At 70.7% G+C, this 15,964-nt stretch carries 18 protein-coding genes; 7 read left to right on the top strand and 11 right to left on the bottom strand.

Translation table 11 applies throughout. The features are described 5' to 3' along the window. Positions 1-12: 12 nt before the first annotated feature. Positions 13-453 (top strand): hypothetical protein, encoded by a 441-nt coding sequence (locus AB0C01_RS18570; protein ID WP_357571681.1) that lies wholly within the window; start codon positions 13-15, stop codon positions 451-453. 53 nt (positions 454-506) lie between these two features. Here the strand turns inward: AB0C01_RS18570 and AB0C01_RS18565 are convergent, their stop codons facing one another. After that, entirely contained in the window at positions 507-896 is a 390-nt protein-coding gene (locus tag AB0C01_RS18565; RefSeq protein ID WP_357243579.1) for a hypothetical protein, read from the bottom strand. 156 nt (positions 897-1,052) lie between these two features. Here AB0C01_RS18565 and AB0C01_RS18560 point away from each other — a divergent pair, with 156 nt between their 5' ends. Beyond that, complete coding sequence (locus tag AB0C01_RS18560; protein WP_357243576.1) at positions 1,053-2,396, top strand: ABC transporter substrate-binding protein; 1,344 nt, start codon at positions 1,053-1,055, stop codon at positions 2,394-2,396. A 65-nt stretch (positions 2,397-2,461) separates the two neighbouring features. On the opposite strand, the gene AB0C01_RS18555 is transcribed toward AB0C01_RS18560, so the two are convergent. Together AB0C01_RS18555 and AB0C01_RS18550 are read right to left on the bottom strand one after the other, a co-directional pair. Continuing rightward, on the bottom strand, positions 2,462-3,214 hold the full coding sequence (locus tag AB0C01_RS18555; protein WP_357243573.1) for an enoyl-CoA hydratase/isomerase family protein: 753 nt from the start codon (positions 3,212-3,214) through the stop codon (positions 2,462-2,464). After that, the gene (locus tag AB0C01_RS18550) at positions 3,211-4,068 is read right to left on the bottom strand and encodes a 3-hydroxyacyl-CoA dehydrogenase family protein (protein WP_357243569.1); all 858 of its coding nucleotides are present in this window, start codon (positions 4,066-4,068) and stop codon (positions 3,211-3,213) included. Before AB0C01_RS18550 ends, AB0C01_RS18555 begins: the two co-directional genes overlap by 4 nt. A 176-nt stretch (positions 4,069-4,244) precedes the next feature. On the opposite strand from AB0C01_RS18550, the gene AB0C01_RS18545 reads away from it, so the two are divergent. Then, positions 4,245-4,532: a hypothetical protein gene (locus tag AB0C01_RS18545; RefSeq protein ID WP_357243566.1), complete on the top strand. Its 288-nt coding sequence runs from the start codon at positions 4,245-4,247 to the stop codon at positions 4,530-4,532. 43 nt (positions 4,533-4,575) lie between these two features. Here AB0C01_RS18545 and AB0C01_RS18540 read toward each other — a convergent pair whose 3' ends face one another. Continuing rightward, on the bottom strand, positions 4,576-5,355 hold the full coding sequence (locus AB0C01_RS18540; RefSeq protein WP_357571680.1) for a class I SAM-dependent methyltransferase: 780 nt from the start codon (positions 5,353-5,355) through the stop codon (positions 4,576-4,578). Positions 5,356-5,409: 54 nt separating this feature from the next. On the opposite strand from AB0C01_RS18540, the gene AB0C01_RS18535 reads away from it, so the two are divergent. Beyond that, positions 5,410-5,805: a PPOX class F420-dependent oxidoreductase gene (locus AB0C01_RS18535; protein ID WP_357243560.1), complete on the top strand. Its 396-nt coding sequence runs from the start codon at positions 5,410-5,412 to the stop codon at positions 5,803-5,805. A gap of 103 nt (positions 5,806-5,908) precedes the next feature. Here AB0C01_RS18535 and AB0C01_RS18530 read toward each other — a convergent pair whose 3' ends face one another. Both AB0C01_RS18530 and AB0C01_RS18525 read right to left on the bottom strand, forming a co-directional pair. Next, positions 5,909-6,118 (bottom strand): BldC family transcriptional regulator, encoded by a 210-nt coding sequence (locus tag AB0C01_RS18530; RefSeq protein ID WP_007073996.1) that lies wholly within the window; start codon positions 6,116-6,118, stop codon positions 5,909-5,911. Between the two features lie 250 nt (positions 6,119-6,368). After that, positions 6,369-7,208: a hypothetical protein gene (locus AB0C01_RS18525; RefSeq protein WP_357243557.1), complete on the bottom strand. Its 840-nt coding sequence runs from the start codon at positions 7,206-7,208 to the stop codon at positions 6,369-6,371. Between the two features lie 192 nt (positions 7,209-7,400). Between AB0C01_RS18525 and AB0C01_RS18520 the strand changes: the two genes are divergently transcribed. Together AB0C01_RS18520 and AB0C01_RS18515 are read left to right on the top strand one after the other, a co-directional pair. After that, entirely contained in the window at positions 7,401-8,483 is a 1,083-nt protein-coding gene (locus tag AB0C01_RS18520) for a Glu/Leu/Phe/Val dehydrogenase (RefSeq protein WP_357243554.1), read from the top strand. Positions 8,484-8,784: 301 nt separating this feature from the next. Beyond that, positions 8,785-9,000, top strand: a complete 216-nt coding sequence (locus tag AB0C01_RS18515) for a DUF3073 domain-containing protein (RefSeq protein WP_357243551.1) — start codon at positions 8,785-8,787, stop codon at positions 8,998-9,000. A gap of 136 nt (positions 9,001-9,136) precedes the next feature. Here AB0C01_RS18515 and amcA read toward each other — a convergent pair whose 3' ends face one another. The 5 genes from amcA to AB0C01_RS18490 all read right to left on the bottom strand — a co-directional run bounded on the left by amcA (position 9,137) and on the right by AB0C01_RS18490 (position 13,835). After that, on the bottom strand, positions 9,137-9,364 hold the full coding sequence (gene amcA, locus AB0C01_RS18510) for a multiple cyclophane-containing RiPP AmcA (RefSeq protein WP_357243548.1): 228 nt from the start codon (positions 9,362-9,364) through the stop codon (positions 9,137-9,139). Then, on the bottom strand, positions 9,333-10,436 hold the full coding sequence (gene amcB / locus AB0C01_RS18505) for a cyclophane-forming radical SAM peptide maturase AmcB (protein WP_357571750.1): 1,104 nt from the start codon (positions 10,434-10,436) through the stop codon (positions 9,333-9,335). Before amcB ends, amcA begins: the two co-directional genes overlap by 32 nt. A gap of 126 nt (positions 10,437-10,562) precedes the next feature. Next, entirely contained in the window at positions 10,563-11,717 is a 1,155-nt protein-coding gene (purM, locus tag AB0C01_RS18500) for a phosphoribosylformylglycinamidine cyclo-ligase (protein WP_357243545.1), read from the bottom strand. A gap of 59 nt (positions 11,718-11,776) precedes the next feature. Further along, the gene (gene purF / locus AB0C01_RS18495; RefSeq protein WP_357243542.1) at positions 11,777-13,315 is read right to left on the bottom strand and encodes an amidophosphoribosyltransferase; all 1,539 of its coding nucleotides are present in this window, start codon (positions 13,313-13,315) and stop codon (positions 11,777-11,779) included. A gap of 166 nt (positions 13,316-13,481) precedes the next feature. Beyond that, positions 13,482-13,835: a sterol carrier family protein gene (locus tag AB0C01_RS18490; RefSeq protein WP_357243539.1), complete on the bottom strand. Its 354-nt coding sequence runs from the start codon at positions 13,833-13,835 to the stop codon at positions 13,482-13,484. Positions 13,836-13,996: 161 nt separating this feature from the next. On the opposite strand from AB0C01_RS18490, the gene AB0C01_RS18485 reads away from it, so the two are divergent. Then, positions 13,997-15,964, top strand: a 1,968-nt coding sequence (locus tag AB0C01_RS18485) for a hypothetical protein (protein WP_357571679.1), incomplete at its 3' end; no start/stop codon positions are given.

Below are 15,964 nucleotides of genomic sequence, written 5' to 3'. Positions count from 1 at the left end.
CCGGAGGAACGCATGCCATCCCCAACCGCTCGACTGTTCGCCGTCGCCACGGCCACCGCACTGCTCTTCGCCAGCGCGCCCGCACAGGCCGAACCGACCGGATCGGTCGCACCTGTCACCGCCGGGCCGAACGCCTTCGCCCCGCTCGCCACCTGTTACGGCGGGGCGGTCCGGTCCTTCTTCCAGACCGGCCGCTACGGCGGCCAGGCCGGCCAGTTCCGCACCACGACCCGCTGTCGCGACATCAACGTCCGCAACGCGAGCGTGTACGCCACCGAGGCGTGCGTGATCTTCGTCGACAAGACCAGTGGCTGCAACTACTGGACCTACCTCCCGGCCAACTCGGACTGGACCACGGTGGCGACGAACGTCCGGGACGGGGTCAACTTCCAGGTCCGCTTCGAGAACCTGCGGTACGAGTACGAGCCGCTGATCGCCTACCACGCGTTCTGAGCGACCGTGCGGGCGCGGCGTCCGTTCCGCCGGACGTCGCGACCCCACGGCGGTCACCCGGCGCGGCTGCGCAGGGTGGCGATCGTCGAGCCGGCCAGGGTGAGCAGGCAGTCCGGGAGCAGCCCGTCGGCCGCCGCCGCACCGAACAGCGCCTCTCCGGTCGGTTCGTCCCGATTGGCGTACGCGCTGACGAAGCGGGCCACCCAGCGGGTGTCGTAGTCAGCCTGATCGATTCCCGGGAAGTCGAGCGCCGCCCCGCTGGCGGCTGGCGCGTCGCCGACCATCGTCGCGGCCAGGCACCAGGCCACCCCGTACGCGCCGCTCAGGCCGGCCCGGTCGACGACCGCGTCGAATGCTCCCACCACCGCGTCTCCATCTCCGGTCAGCGCCGAGCGGAGCACGGCGGTCGCGTCGTCGAACGTCTGCTGTGGTAGGTCCGTCACGCAGCGCACAGTAGGACTGGCGGTCAAGTGATCCCGACGACCGTCACTGTCCGTGTTCAACGCGAGCTACCTGCGCTTTACGCCACCTCCACGGTCCCGCCGATGGCCTCGGCACGCTAATGTGCGCAGCGGACCTTCGCCGGAGGAAGGACGACCATGTTCGTATCACGCCGCTCGCGGGTAGCCTCACTGGCTGCCTGCGCGACGATCCTGCTCGCCACAAGCGCTTGCGGGGATGACAAGGCCAAGGAGTCAAGCGCCCAACAGGTGCGCCTCTACGGCACGGACGGCAACATGCTCAACTCCTACCCAGCGGAGTTGAAGGAACGAGCGAGTCTGGTCGACGGAATGAAGGGCACCACGCCACTCGTACCGCTGCCCGAGGACTTCAAGAGTCGGCTGAAGACCGTCAATCCGGCGCTGACGGACTATGTGTACTCCGCCGAGACGTACGACGCGGTGGTCGTCGCCGTACTCGCCGCTCAGCTGGCCGGAAGCACCGACCCGGCTGCCATCGCGAAGCAGATCGTCGCCGTGACCAACGACGGGCAGCGCTGCGAGGACCCGGCGACGTGCCTCGCCATGGCCCGTAACGGGCAGGACGTCGAGTACCGCGGTGTCTCGCTGACGCGGGCGGGCTTCACCGACAAGGGTGAGCCGGCCACCGCGAGCTACGCGACCCTGACCTTCGACGGGCAGCAGATCAACGACGGCAAGACCGAGTTCGTCGGCGCGGGTATCGAATCGGCGGCGAGCACCAAGACGCCGCCGAAGCCGAAGAAGCAGCGGCCGACCGTGGACCCCGACCAGCAGCCGCTGATCCTGGGCGGCCTGCTGCCGAAGACCGGTGACCTGTCGATCGCCTACCCGCCGATGGCGGCCGGCGCCGCGCTGGCGATCCGCGAGATCAACGCCGCAGGTGGCGCACTGGGCAAGCCGGTGACGTGGGTGGACGGCGACGACGGCACCAACCCGGCGGTGGCCAAGGCGACTGTGGCCAGGCACGTGACCGAGGGCGTCAGCGTGATCATCGGCGCGGGCGGTTCGGGCATCTCCCGGGCGGTGCTGCCGGACGTGGTGCAGGCCGGGAAGATCCTCTTCTCCCCCTCCAACACCGACAGCAGCCTGACCGACGTGGACGACGGGGGCCTCTACTTCCGCACGGCGCCGCCGGACAGCCTCCAGGGTCGGGCGCTGGCCGACGTCATCCTCCGCGACGGATCGCAGAAGATCGTCATCGTCGCCCGCAAGGACTCCTACGGTGAGGGCCTGCAGGGCACCGTGCGTGACGAGCTGGACAAGGCCGGCATCACCAGCGACCGCCTCAAGCTGCTCACCTACGAGCCGCCCGCCGACGCCAAGGCTCCCCCGGTGGACTTCTCCGGCGGCGCCAAGGAGATCAAGGACTTCGGCGCGGACGCCGTACTGATCATCGGCTTCGGTGAGTCGGCCTCGGTGATCCGTTCGCTGGCCGACAGCGGAGTGCAGATCCGGCAGTAACACCACCACAGGCGAGAACGGCCGCACCGATGCGAGCGTCGGTGCGGCCGTTTCGTTTGCGGGAATCACCGCGGCCGACGGCGCTCCAGGAACTCGGTCATCCGCCGGTGCTTCTCCTCGTCCTCGAAGAGCACCGCCTGACTGACCAGGTCGAGGTGAGGGTGCGCGGCGGCCGGCGCGTCCACCGCCAGCTTGGTCAGCCGCAGCGCCAGCGGGGAGCCCAGGGCGATCTCGTCCAGCACCGCGTGCGCCACCGTGAGCAGCTCGTCGGGCTCGTCCACCACCTGGTTCACCAGGCCGATGCGCAGCGCCTCCGCGGCGTCCACCCGCCGGCCGGTGAAGAGCAGCTCCTTGGCCCGGCCCTCACCGATCAACGCCGGCAGCCGGTGAGTCGCGCCCGCGCCGGCCAGGATCCCCAACCGCACCTCCGGCTGACCGAAGACCGCGCGCGCCGTGCACACCCGCAGATCGCAGGCGTACGCCAGTTCGGCGCCACCGCCCAGCGCCGGGCCGTCGACGGCGGCCACCGTGGGCATCGGCAACGCCCGGATCCGCGCGAAGGCGGCGGAATTGATCGCGGCCAGGGCGTCCGTGCGACCCCGCTCCCGGAGCTGGGCGATGTCGGCGCCACCGGCGAAGATGCCCGCCGTCCCACCGGTGAGCAGCAGCAGCCGGGGCCGCGCTTCCAACTCGGCGCAGACCTGGTGCAGCTCGGCGATCAGGTCAGCGTCGATGGCGTTGCGCTTCTCCGGCCGATCCAGGGTCACCACCAGCCGGTCCGGCCGCTCCTCGATTCGCAGCCCGCTCGTCGCGCTCACTGCTTGACCCCGCCGTTCCACTCGTAGAAGCCGTGCCCCGACTTCTTGCCCAGCCGCCCCTCGTCCACCATCTCCACGAGCAGTGGCGGCGGCGCGAAGCGGTCCCCGTACGCGGCCTGGAGGGTGCGGGCGATGTCCAGCCGTACGTCGAGGCCGACCAGGTCGGTGAGCTCCAACGGGCCGATCGGGTGCCGGTAGCCGAGCACCATCGCCTTGTCGATGTCGGCGGGGCTGGCCACCCCGTCGGCGACCATCCGGATCGCCTCCAGCCCGAGGGTGACCCCGAGTCGGGAGGTGGCGAAGCCGGGCAGGTCGCGTACGACGACGGGGTCCTTGCCCAACCGGCCGGCGAGCGCGACGGCCGCGGCGGTGGTCTCCTCGGCGGTGGCCGGGCCGACCACGATCTCCAGGAGGGCCATGGCCCAGACCGGGTTGAAGAAGTGCAGGCCGAGGAAGCGCTCGGGCGCGTCCAACCCGGCGGCCAGGTCACCGATGGCGATGCTTGAGGTGTTGCTGGCCAGCAGCGCCGGGCGCAGCGCCGCGGCGTCGCGCAGCACCGCCCGCTTCAGGTCCAGCCGCTCCGGCACCGCCTCCACGATCACCTCGGGGGCCGGGGCGACCTCGGCGAGCGCCGGCCGCAGCGTGACCCGCTGCCGGTGCGTGGCGGCCTCGTCGGCGCTCAGCTTTCCGCGTTGCACGGCCCGTTCCCACAGCTCGGCGAGCCGGTTCTGCGCGGCCCTGCCCCGCTCCGGGTCCACCTCGACCAGTTCGACCGTGTGCCCGGCCCCGGCCGCCACGTACGCGATGCCGAGCCCCATCGTGCCGGCACCGACGACCACGAAACGTCCGCTCATCACGCCTCCCTGTCCCGCCGGCCGGCGCGCGGGGTCCCCGCCACACCGAGCTGGGTGTTTCGCCTGCTCCGCTCGCTCATGTTGCGACCCTAGACAGCTCGACGATCCGGCCCATGCTTGGGGGAGCGCGGGATCGGGTAATGACGGCCCGTCAATCGAGGGAAGGACCAGTCGACATGAGCCAGGCACCGGAGAGCGTCACCGACTCCGCGATCGTGGAGACCCGGGGCGACGAGCGGGTCGAGCTGCTGCGCGCGGACACCAACAACGACGGCAAGACCGATGTGTGGGTGGTGGACACCGACGGCGACGGCAAGGCCGACCTGTTCCAGTTCGACACCGACGGTGACGGCAAGGTGGACATCACCATGGTCGACATCGACGAGGACGGCCAACCGGACGAGGTGGTCGACGGCGACGGCGGCCTCCCGCCCGAGCAGCTCCCCCCGACCGTCCAGGTCTGAGCGGTACGACGGCCCCTGCGCCCGCCGGCGCAGGGGCCGTCGCTCATTCGGCGAGGCGCAGGGTGGCCAGGTAGTAGGGGGCGTCCCGATCATCCACGTCGGTCAGCCGCCAGCCGGTGCCGTGCACCAGCGCGGCGAACTCGTCGGCCGAACAAACCAGGTAGTCGAACCATTCGGTGCTCAGCTCGCGGTAGCGCAGCCGGAGCCGGAGTTGACCGCCGAGCCGGCCCCGCCGGCGGTTGCGCTCGTGGTAGCTGGTGTGCAGCGGGTCGCGGGTGCCGTACGGGTCGGTGCCGTGCGCGATGATCTGCGCACCCGGTCGGGCCAGCGCGGCGAGCGCGGCCAGGAACTTGGGAGCGTGCTCCCGCCCCTCGAACAGCCCGAGGTTGTTGCCGAGCAGCAGGAACGTGTCGTACCGCCGTCCGTCGGCGACGTGGGTGTCGACGGTGCCGTGCACCAGCCGTCGGACGCCACGACGCCGGCTGACCGCCAGCGCACCCGCGGAGGTGTCCAGCCCGGTGACCGGTACCCCGCGCTCCTGGAGCAGTAGCGCGATCCGGCCGGCGCCGGTGCCGATGTCGAGCGTCTCGCCGCGTACCCGGTCCACGGCCCGGTGGTCGTACGGCTGCCACTCCTGCGGCCCGTCCAGGTAGTGCGCGGCCGGGGCGCCGTTGATCAGACCGTCGTCCCGCTCGATGATCTCGATGACCGGCCGGGGTAGTCGGCCGCCGACAAGCGGTCGCGGACCCACCCCGGTGGCCACGGCAAGCGTGTCCCGCAGCAGTTCGCCGATCACGTCACCGATTTGAGGCTCGCCCGTCACGGCGTTCACGCTATCTGTCCACTCGGCGGCCGGTGGCGGCCGTATCCTGGCGGCGTGACGACGCTGGACCGGCTGTCCGCCGAGAAGTATCTGCTGCTCACGACCTTCCGCAAGGATGGTCGGGCGGTGCCGACCCCGGTCTGGGCGGTCCGCGACGGTGAGGCGCTGGCGGTCTGGACCGGGGCCGACTCGGGCAAGGTCAAACGGATCCGCAACAACGGCAAGGTGACCGTGGCGCCCTGTGACGTGCGGGGGCGTCCACACGGGGCGGAGGTGTCAGCTCACGCCACGATCTACGGCGGCGGTGACACCGGTCGGGTTCGTGATCTGCTCAAGCACAAGTACCGGCTGATCGGCCGGCTGAGCCTGCTGGGCAGCCGCTTGCGCCGCGGCGAGGGCGGCACGGTCGGCATCCGCCTGACGCTGACCGAGGACCCGCGCCGAGGGTGACGCCGGCCTCGGGCGGCGCTGAGGTCGGTCATACCTGGCCCCGGCCATGGAAAGGGGCGGTGGATCGAGATCCACCGCCCCTGACCGGAAAAACTGGAGCCGCTCAGTCGCCCTGCCGTTGCTGCGGGATCTGACCCTGCAGCAACGCCCTGACCTCCGACTCGCGGTATCGACGGTGGCCACCCAGAGTGCGGATGGCGCTGAGCTTGCCCGCCTTGGCCCACCGGGTCACCGTCTTCGGGTCGACACGGAACATCGACGCCACCTCGGCCGGCGTGAGTAGCGGCTCTGGTTCGTGCGTTCGCGATGCCATCGGTCACTCCTCCACATGTATAGACATCGGCCGGGGTCCCGCCGGCCGACGCGTCTCCCATGGTCCGGCTAGTCCCCGATGTCCGACATGGGCCGAACGGATGAAGGTCCCTAGACGGACGGATGAACCATGCCCGATTTTTACGACTTTTACACGGCAGAATCTATCTTAATGGGACTCATGATCACGGTTCGTGATGCGTCGACTACGAGCACACTTCACCTTGGGAGCGCTCCTACGGGCATTTGCCCTAGTTGCACCGCTCCAGCAGCTGCACCGCACGCCACCGGGCCACCAGTTTGTCGTACGCGGCGGACGCCTCCTCCGCCTCACCCCGCGACAGCCCCGCCAGGCCCTCGGCGACCAGCTCGGGCGAGTCGTCCGCCGCGAGAGTCTCGTCGGGAAGCAGGTCGACCAGGCCGCCGTAGTCCAGTTCGACCACCGACCGAGGATGGAACTCCTCCAGCCAACGAGCCGCCTCCTCCACCGCCTCGGTGATCGGCGCCTCGCCCACCGACTTGCGCAGGACGGACAGCGCCCGGGACGACCGACGGCGGGCCTTGGAGATCTCCGTGCGGTAGCGCAGCGCCCGGCGACCGGGCTGGGTGACCAGGTCCCGCTCGGCCGGCTCGAAGAGCACGAACCAGCGCAGCGGCACGCCCCACGTGGCGATCTGCTCGTGCACCCGGGGCACCCCGTGCTCCAGCACCCGGGCACCACTGCGCCAGTCGTCGATCACCGCCCTGGCCTGCCCGGCCAGCACCGGCGGCACGAAGGCGTCGGCGAGCACCGGGGGCACCCCGTCCCGGGCGCTGAGCGCCGCCTCAGCGACCCGGATCCGCAGGTTCCAGGGGCAGACCAGCAGACTGTCGTCCGTCTCCAGGACGTACGCCTCCTCCGGCAGGTCCGGCAGTCGGGTCCAGCCAGCGCCCAGCGCCTCGATCACCGCCGTCCGCTGCCGGCCGGGACCCTCGACCGGAGCCACCGCCCGCCCCTCGGAGACATAGCGACGCCAGTAGCTCTGCCGGTCTCGGTCGAAGGCGGTCAGCGGTTCGTACACGCGCAGGTAAGAAGCGAAGAGCGACGGCACGGCGCGATCCTCCCACGAACCGCACCCGTACGCGGTCAGCAGCCGGACCACGCGCGCCGCAACGTGGGACGGCGGCGGCGCGTCGAGCGCTCGCAGGGCGGCCGATACTAGGCTCGATCACACCGGCAGCATCCCGCCGGCGTCCACCCGGTCCGCGTCCCACAAGGGCGCACACCACTCCAGGAGCCAACAATGGGTGTATTCGCGAGCACCGACGACCCGGTATCGACAGGTCACGAACAGGTCGTGTTCTGCCAGGACAAGCAGAGCGGCCTGAAGGCGATCATCGGGATCTACTCCACCGCGCTGGGGCCGGCGCTCGGCGGCACCCGCTTCTACCCGTACGACAGCGAGGACGACGCCCTCGCCGACGTGCTCGACCTGTCGCGCGGGATGGCGTACAAGAACGCGCTCGCCGGGCTGGACCTGGGCGGCGGCAAGGCCGTCATCTGGGGTGACCCGGAGCAGATCAAGAGCGAGGCGCTGCTGCGCGCGTACGGACGCTTCGTGGAGTCGCTGGGCGGTCGCTACTACACCGCCTGTGACGTCGGCACGTACGTGGCGGACATGGACGTCGTGGCCCGGGAGACCCGCTACGTGACCGGGCGCAGCGTGGAGCACGGTGGTGCCGGCGACTCGTCGATCCTCACTGCCTGGGGTGTCTTCCAGGGCATGCGGGCGGCCGCCGAGCACGTCTGGGGCACTCCGAGCCTGCGGGGCCGGCGGGTCGGGGTGGCCGGGTTGGGCAAGGTCGGCAAGTACCTCACCGGGCACCTGCTCGAAGACGGCGCCGAGGTGGTCGCCACCGACGTCAACCCGAAGGCGCTGGCGTGGGTGCGTACCAACCACCCGCAGGTCACCCTTCTGGACGACGTCAGCGCGCTGGCCGCCGCGGACATCGACGTGTACGCGCCCTGTGCGCTGGGCGGCGCCCTGAACGACGAGAGCGTGCCGGCGCTGCGCGCCAAGGTGGTGGCCGGCGCGGCGAACAACCAGCTCGCCCACCCGGGCATCGAGAAGCTGCTCGCCGACCGGGGCATCCTCTACACCCCGGACTACGTCGTCAACGCGGGCGGCGTCATCCAGGTGGCCGACGAGATCGAGGGCTTCAACTTCGAGCGGGCGAAGCTGCGGGCGACCCGGATCTACGACACCACGCGCGAGATCCTGCGCCTGGCTGACGCCGAGGGCGTGCCGCCGGCGGTGGCCGCGGACCGGCTGGCGGAGCGGCGGATGGCGGACATCGGCCGGCTGCGCGGGATCCACCTGCGCTGAGCGTTCCCGGAGGCCGGATCGACGGGATCCGCCTCCGGGCCTCCCGGGCCGGCTCGCCTGGGTAAGCTGACGTCGGGTCAACTTTGATGCGGTTTGTCCGGTGTCACGGGTGCTAACCGATCCGCTCCTTACCCGGTACACTGGGTGACGGCCGGATCGACGCGACGCGCAGAGCCGGCTGACGGTAACCCGAGGTGCCGAACGGTGGCATCCCCATGTACCGTAAGAGCCACGAGAGATGCCTGACGTCATCGGGGCCCGCCTTCGGGCTGCCCCGCATTCTGTGCGAGGGGGTCGAGCCATGGGGCGCGGCCGTGCTAAGGCCAAGCAGACGAAGGTGGCCCGGGAGTTGAAGTACCACTCCCCGAACACCGACCTCACCGCCTTGCAGCGCGAACTGGCGGGTGCTGGTAAGTCTGAGCACCACTTCGACGACAACTCGAAAGAGTCCGTCGACGACGATGATGAGGATCACGCGGACGACGACCCGGATCCCTGGGTCCGTCCGACCCGCTGACCTCTCGACGCAACTGAGCACGCGGTAAGTCCGCGTGCTCACGCACGTTCCGTGCAGGTGTAGTAGCCGACGATCAGGGGCCTGACCCGACCGGAGTGACTCCGGTCGCCCGACAGGCCCCCGATCGTGGCTCACCTCAGCGTGGGCGATTGTTCCAGTTGTAGAACGTCGGGATGTTCTCGAAGTGGTTCCAGGCGCAGACCGCGCTGGCGCCGTCGCTTCCCGAAACCTCCGAGCGCAGCCTCCGCGCGTCTTCGGCCTCCTGCAACAGCGCGACGAGCGCGGGACCCGCCTCCCGCACCCGTTCGGTGACGCCGTCGTCCGCTTCGCGCTCAGGGCGCCGGTGACTGGTGGTCTCGGGCATGCTCCAACACTCCCTCCAATAGGCGGATCTTGCTGTTGCGGCAGTGCTCGGTCTCCGTACCGTCAAAACGCCCCAGCTCGAAGTAACGGTTGGCGGCGTGGCCACCCCCGCAGAAACCGAAGTACGGGCAGGACACCCGGCAGGCCTCCACCCCGGCCAGGAACTCGCCGACCCACGGCGTCGCCGCGGCACCGGCGATGATCTCCGCCAGCGGGGTCCGCAGCACGTTGCCGCTGCTGAAGTCGCCGTAGCGAGGGTCGCTGAAGCCGGCCAACTCCGGGGACAGCACGATCACCGAGCCGTCGTGACCGATCGTCGGGATCGGGTCCAGGTGGCGGGGCAGCACCCCGTCCGCCGAGTTGTCGAGCACGGCCGCGGCGTAGCGCAGCGACCACTCGATCTCGCGCAGGTGGATCCGGGGATCCCGACGCCAGGCCGCGACCAACTCGGCCCAGAAGCCGGTCACCGCAGCCGGGTCGTGGCTGTTGTCGCGGGTGTTGACCCCCTCGGTCTCCTCGATGTTGACGCCCAACACGTCGCAACCCAGGTCGAGGAAGTAGTCGTACAGCTCGGTGGCGAGCCCCGGCTCCGGCCGGGACACCACCGCCAGCGCGGAGAACGGCAGGCCGTGCCGACGCAGCGCGTCGACGCCCCGCAGGATCCGGTCGTACGCCGGCTGGCCGCCCCGGTTGACCCGGTCACCGTTGCGCGACCGGGGACCGTCGACGCTCACGCTCACCCGCATCTCGTGCCTGGTGAAGAAGTCACACCAGTCGTCGTCGATCAGGGTGGCGTTGGTCTGCACGTGATGTTCGACGTCGGGCCCGAACGGTGCCATCAGGTCGGCCAGGTGCTCCCGGCCGGCCGCCAGCGGCTCACCGCCGTGCCAGACCACCGAGAACCGGCCCGCCGCCGCCCAGGGGTTGACCGCCGCCGCGACCGCTGCGGCCACCGTCACCGGCATCCGCCGGTCGGCGGCCCGAAACGGCAGGTAGCAGTACGTGCAGTCGAGGTTGCAGAGGGTGGTCGGCTGCATGACGACGTACGACGGGACGGCCGCCAGACCGCGCATCCCGCTGAACGACTGTCCCCGAGCAGCCATCGCCCTCCTCCGCCAAGCCTGAGCCCTTCAGGCTAGGCGGCATTGGCCACTCGGGTGAAGCCCTGATCAGGTGCCCGTACGATCACCAGCGCGTGATCAGCCGCGGGTGTGCTGACCGACCATCTGCACGTTGCCGGTGCCCTCGATGATCTCGCCGGCCTGCCACGCCTCGACCCCACGGCCGGTGAGCGTGGCCAACGCGCGGTCAGCATCCTCCGCCGACACGATCGCGAACATGCCGACACCCATGTTGAAGGTCGACTCCATGTCGTGGTCGTCGATGCGACCCTTCGACTGGATCAGGTCGAAGATCGGCTGCGGCTTCCACGTGGACCGGTTGACCACCGCGTCGACGTGCTCCGGCAGCACCCGGACCAGGTTGCCGGGGATGCCGCCGCCGGTGATGTGGGACAGCGCCCGCACCTCCGCCTCGGCGATCAGCTTGAGGCAGTCCTTGGCGTAGATCTTGGTCGGGGTGAGCAGCTCCTCGCCGAGGGTCCGCTGCCGACCGAAGTCGTCGATCACGATGTCGAGTCGCATCCGGGCCGCACCGAGCAGCACGTGCCGGACCAGCGAGTAGCCGTTGGAGTGCAGGCCGGAGGAGCGCATGGCGATCACCGCGTCGCCCACCTCGACCCGCTCCGGGCTGAGGATGTCGGCTTCCTCGACCACGCCGACACCGGTCGCGGAGATGTCGTACTCGTCCGGGCGGAGCACGCCGGGGTGCTCGGCGGTCTCCCCGCCCAGCAGCGCGCAGCCGGCGTAGCGGCAACCGTCGGCGATGCCCGCGCCGATCTCGGCGACCTTGTCCGGCACGACCTCGCCGGTGGCGATGTAGTCGAGCAGGAACAGCGGCTCGGCACCACAGGCCACCAGGTCGTCGACGACCATCGCGACCAGGTCGATGCCGACGGTGTCGTGGATGTCCATCTGCTGGGCGATAACCAGCTTGGTGCCCACCCCGTCGGTGGAGGACGCCAGGATCGGGCTCTTGTACTTCTTCGTGTCCAGCCGGAACAGGCCGGCGAACCCACCGAGGTCACCCATCACCTCAGGGCGGCGGGTCTGGCGCACCTTCGACTTGAGCAGTTCCACCGCGCGGTCGCCCGCGTCGATGGAAACTCCGGCGTCGGCGTACGAAACCGAGCGTTTGCGGGCCTGCCGGCTGGTGCCGGCAGTCCAGGGCTGTCGGTCGCCGCCGGCGCCGGTCGGGCTGCTTCCTGCGCCGTTGCGCTCGGACACGTGCGTCACGGTTCTCCCCTTTGGTTCTCGGTGCCGCGCCGACGGTGGCCGGGCCGCGCCGGTTGGTGCTACGGGCGGTTTGCGGTAACGCCACCCGGAGTGGCGACGGACGAGCCGTTTGTGTGCGGGGCTTCCGGCGCCGAGTTCGTGACCCGTCGACCCACCCCTTCGAGCACGTGCTTGCCGATCAGGTTGCCGGCCGGCAACTCGATCGGGTACTCCCCATCGAAACATGCCCGACACAGCCGGGTCTTCGGCTGCTCGGTTGCGGCGATCAGGCCGGGAAGGGAAACGTAACCCAGCGTGTCGGCGCCGATGGAGCGCCGGATGCCGTCGTTGTCCAACCCGTTGGCCAGCAGCTCCGCCCGGGTGGCGAAGTCGATGCCGTAGAAGCACGGCCAACTGACGGGCGGGGAGGAGATCCGGACGTGCACCTCCAGCGCCCCCGCCTCACGCAGCATCCGGACGATGGCGCGCTGGGTGTTACCCCGGACGATCGAGTCGTCCACGACCACCAAGCGCTTGCCCCGGACGTTCTCCCGCAGCGGGTTGAGCTTGAGGCGGATGCCGAGCTGACGCAGGGTCTGCGACGGCTGGATGAAGGTGCGACCCACGTACGGGTTCTTCATGAGGCCGGCGCCGTAGGTGATGCCGGACGCCTCCGCGTAGCCGATCGCGGCCGGGGTGCCGGACTCCGGCACCGGGATCACCAGGTCGGCCTCGACCGGGTGCTCCTTGGCCAACTGTCGACCGATCTGCACCCGGGCCGCGTGGACGTTGCGCCCGGCGATCGTGGCGTCCGGACGGGCGATGTAGACGTACTCGAAGAGGCAGCCCTTCGGCTCGGGCGCGGCGAACCGGGTGGAGCGCAGCCCGTTCTCGTCGATCGCGATCAGCTCGCCCGGCTCAACCTCACGGACCACACTCGCACCGACGATGTCCAGGGCGGCCGTCTCGCTGGCCACCACCCACCCGCGCTCCAGGCGGCCGAGCACCAGCGGGCGGACGCCGTGCGGATCGCGGGCCGCGTAGAGGGTCGACTCGTCCATGAAGACGAAGCTGAACGCGCCGCGCAGCTGCGGCAGCACCTCCAGGGCGGCCGCCTCGACCGACAGATCCGGTCGGCCGGCGAGCAGCATCGTCACCAGGGAGGTGTCGTTCGTCGAACCGTCCGCGACGAGGCCGCGCTCGGCGACCTCCTTCTCCAACTCGGCGGTGTTGACCAGGTTGCCGTTGTGGGCCAGCGCGATGGTCGTACCGGAGGTGGTGGACCGGATCGTCGGCTGGGCGTTCTCCCAGTTGGACGCGCCGGTCGTGGAGTATCGGGCGTGCCCGATGGCCAGGTGGCCGCGCAGGCTCGCCAGGGTGGGCTCGTCGAAGACCTGGGCCACCAGGCCGAGGTCCTTGTAGACCACCACGCCGGAGCCATCGCTCACCGCGATGCCCGCCGCCTCCTGGCCGCGGTGTTGCAGGGCGTAGAGGCCGAAATAGGTCAGGTTGGCGACCTCTTCGCCGGGCGCCCAGACGCCGAAGACACCACAGGCGTCTTGGGGGCCAGGTCGTTGGGGGTCAAGGTCGTGGCTCAGCCGGCCGTCGCCTCGGGGCACCTACCGCTCCCTCATGCTGGTCTGGACCGGCTGGGCGGGATCACGGGCGGATCCACACTCGTCTGCCGGGACCACTCTCATCGCCTGACAGTGTACGCGAATCGCCATCGGCACAGATAGTCACGTTTCCCATGCTGAGCGTCACGGTGAGTAGGACATCAGACGATCAGAGGGGAAGATAGGCCGAGAGGTCCGCCCGGACGCCGCTCATCTGGACGCGACCCTCGGTGACCGCCTCCGCCCATCCGATCCGCCCGGTGGCCAACTCCAACCACGTGTCCGCAGCCATCTCGACCACGTTTGACGGGTTTCCCCTGGTGTGTCGAGGGCCGGGTACGCACTGGATCGCACCGTATGGTGGTACGCGCACCTCCACCGATCGGCCGGGGGCGCGCTCCGCGAGGATGGCCAACAACGACCGGACCGCCTCCCGGAACACCGGCCGTTCGGGTGTACGCCCCTCATCGAGCGCCGACAACGCGGCCGCAACGGCAGCGGACTTACTGTGCGGAGAGGACACGAAGGGACGATACGACCCGAAGGCCAGCCACCTGACGTTGGCCCTGGGTCGCGCCAATCCAGTTGGACAAGGCATAGTTGCCGACGGCGTATTCGAACCGTGATGATCCCCGGCCCGGCGCCCCGCCGGTCAGAGGGAAGTCAGCCCGGAAGGCGGTGGACGTGTCAACACACCGACGTGCCTGGAAGCAGCGGGCCGGTGTGGTCGTAGCGCTGGTTGCCGGCGCTCTGCTCGCCGTCCCCGCCACACCAGCAATGGCCGCCAAGATCAGCACAGCTGACAACTCGGCCACGATCGACGCGGGCAAGAGCAGCACCGTCAACGTGCTCGTCCGACCGGACCCGGACGAGAAGTCCGCGGACATCGACATCACCGACCTGCCCGATGGCGTCACCTGCGGGGGCTGCGGGCCGATCAACTTCGACTCGGCCGACCCGAAACCAGTGACGCTGACCCTGACGGCAGCGGGCGACGCGCCTGCGGCCAACGGCGCCTCGGCGAAGATCACGGTGTCGGGAGACGGTGGTTCCCGCACGCTCCGGGTCACCGTCAAGGCGGCCGCCGCGCCGCCGCCGCCGCAGACGCCGACCGTGCAGTCGGTCTCCGGCAAGGTGGTCGTCCAGGCCGACAGCAAGGCAGTGCCGAACGCGGTGGTCATGCTGCTGGACAGCACCGGCAAGCGCTTCGACACCACGAGCGACGGTAGCGGCAACTTCCGCTTCACCGGCACCACGGAGAAGCCGATCGCGCCGGGTCGGATCGACCTGGGTGCCACCTTCGACAACGTGCAGGCCCGCAAGACACTGACCGCCTCTGCCGGACAGGCCATCACCGGGCAACGGATCAGCCTCGCCATCAAGGTCGAGGGGACACCCACCCCCACGCCGTCCACCACCGCCGAGGTCACTCCCTCCGAGGAGCCGGCCGATGAGGGCGCGGGCGACCAGGCCGCCGACGACGCCAGCGCGGGCCCGCCGGCGAACGCCTCGAAGACCGAGGAAGGCGGCAACGGCGCGGGCTCGTACCTGATCATTCTGCTCGGTGGTCTGTTGGTGGCCGCCGGCGTGGGAACGATCGTCCTGCTCTGGATGAAGCGCAAGGAGAACGGCGGCGACGACGACGCCCCGGCTGCGGCTGGTGGCGGCGCTGTGGTGCCGCCGGCACGGGGCGGTTACCCCGGCCCCGACGACCAGGCCCGGATGGCCGGCGGCCGGCCCGTCGGCGGCGCGGACCCGACCATGGTCGGCGGTGCGGCGCTGAGCGAGGCACCGACGATGATGCACCGCCCGGTGGTCGACGACGTTCCACCGGACCCGTACGGCGCTCCGGCGCAGGCGTACGGCGGCGCGGGGCAGCAGGGGTGGGGCGGCGCCGGATACGGCGACGAGGCCGCGCCCGGCGGGTACGGGGCCGGCGGCTACGGCAACGCACCCGCGTCCGGTGGCGGCTACGGCTCCCCGGCAGGTGCCGAGGGCGGCTATGGTGCCGCTGACGGCTACGGTGCGGCACCGGGTTCTGGTGCTGGTTACGGCAACGCACCCGCCTCCGGTGGCGGCTACGGCAACGCACCCGCCTCCGGTGGCGGCTACGGCAATGCTCCCGCGTCCGGTGGCGGCTACGGCAACGCGCCGGCTTCCGGCGGTGGCTACGGCAGTCGCGACTACCCGGCCCAGCCCGGGGGGACCGCCGCCTACCCGCCCGCTCCCGCAGGCGGAGCGGCCTACGGCGAGCGGTACGACGAGCCGACCGGCCGGTACACCGGCGACAGCACCCAGTACCCGGCACCGGCCGACCCGTATGCCACGGGCGTCTACCAGCCGGAGCAGGGGCAGGGGTACGGCCAGCCCGATCCGGCTCCGTACGGCGGCGGTCGGGCCGCCGAGCCGACCGGAAGGTACGGCGGCCAGCAGGCCGGCGGGTACGAGCCGGGCGGCTACGGCCAACCGGCCGGCGGCTACGACCAGGGCGGCAGCTACGGCCAGGAGCCCCCGCAGCAGCGCGGCGGCTACGACGACCGAGGCTACGAGCAGGGCGGCTACGGCCAACCGGCCGGCGGCTACGACCAGGGCGGCAGCTACGGCCAGGAGCCCCCGCAGCAGCGCGGCGGCTACGACGACCGAGGCTGTACG

Origin of the sequence: Micromonospora sp. NPDC048905, from assembly GCF_040649655.1 — a bacterium.
Classification (GTDB): domain Bacteria; phylum Actinomycetota; class Actinomycetes; order Mycobacteriales; family Micromonosporaceae; genus Micromonospora.
This window is presented reverse-complemented; position numbering and strand designations above follow the sequence as displayed.

Excerpts from the sequence above, each read along its gene's own strand:
- AB0C01_RS18570 (WP_357571681.1), top strand. The coding sequence starts at position 13 with ATGCCATCCCCAACCGCTCGACTGTTCGCCGTCGCCACGGCCACCGCA.
- AB0C01_RS18560 (WP_357243576.1), top strand. The coding sequence starts at position 1,053 with ATGTTCGTATCACGCCGCTCGCGGGTAGCCTCACTGGCTGCCTGCGCG.
- AB0C01_RS18550 (WP_357243569.1), bottom strand. The coding sequence starts at position 4,068 with ATGAGCGGACGTTTCGTGGTCGTCGGTGCCGGCACGATGGGGCTCGGC.
- AB0C01_RS18545 (WP_357243566.1), top strand. The coding sequence starts at position 4,245 with ATGAGCCAGGCACCGGAGAGCGTCACCGACTCCGCGATCGTGGAGACC.
- AB0C01_RS18530 (WP_007073996.1), bottom strand. The coding sequence starts at position 6,118 with ATGGCATCGCGAACGCACGAACCAGAGCCGCTACTCACGCCGGCCGAG.
- AB0C01_RS18520 (WP_357243554.1), top strand. The coding sequence starts at position 7,401 with ATGGGTGTATTCGCGAGCACCGACGACCCGGTATCGACAGGTCACGAA.
- AB0C01_RS18515 (WP_357243551.1), top strand. The coding sequence starts at position 8,785 with ATGGGGCGCGGCCGTGCTAAGGCCAAGCAGACGAAGGTGGCCCGGGAG.
- amcA (WP_357243548.1), bottom strand. The coding sequence starts at position 9,364 with ATGCCCGAGACCACCAGTCACCGGCGCCCTGAGCGCGAAGCGGACGAC.
- amcB (WP_357571750.1), bottom strand. The coding sequence starts at position 10,436 with ATGCGCGGTCTGGCGGCCGTCCCGTCGTACGTCGTCATGCAGCCGACC.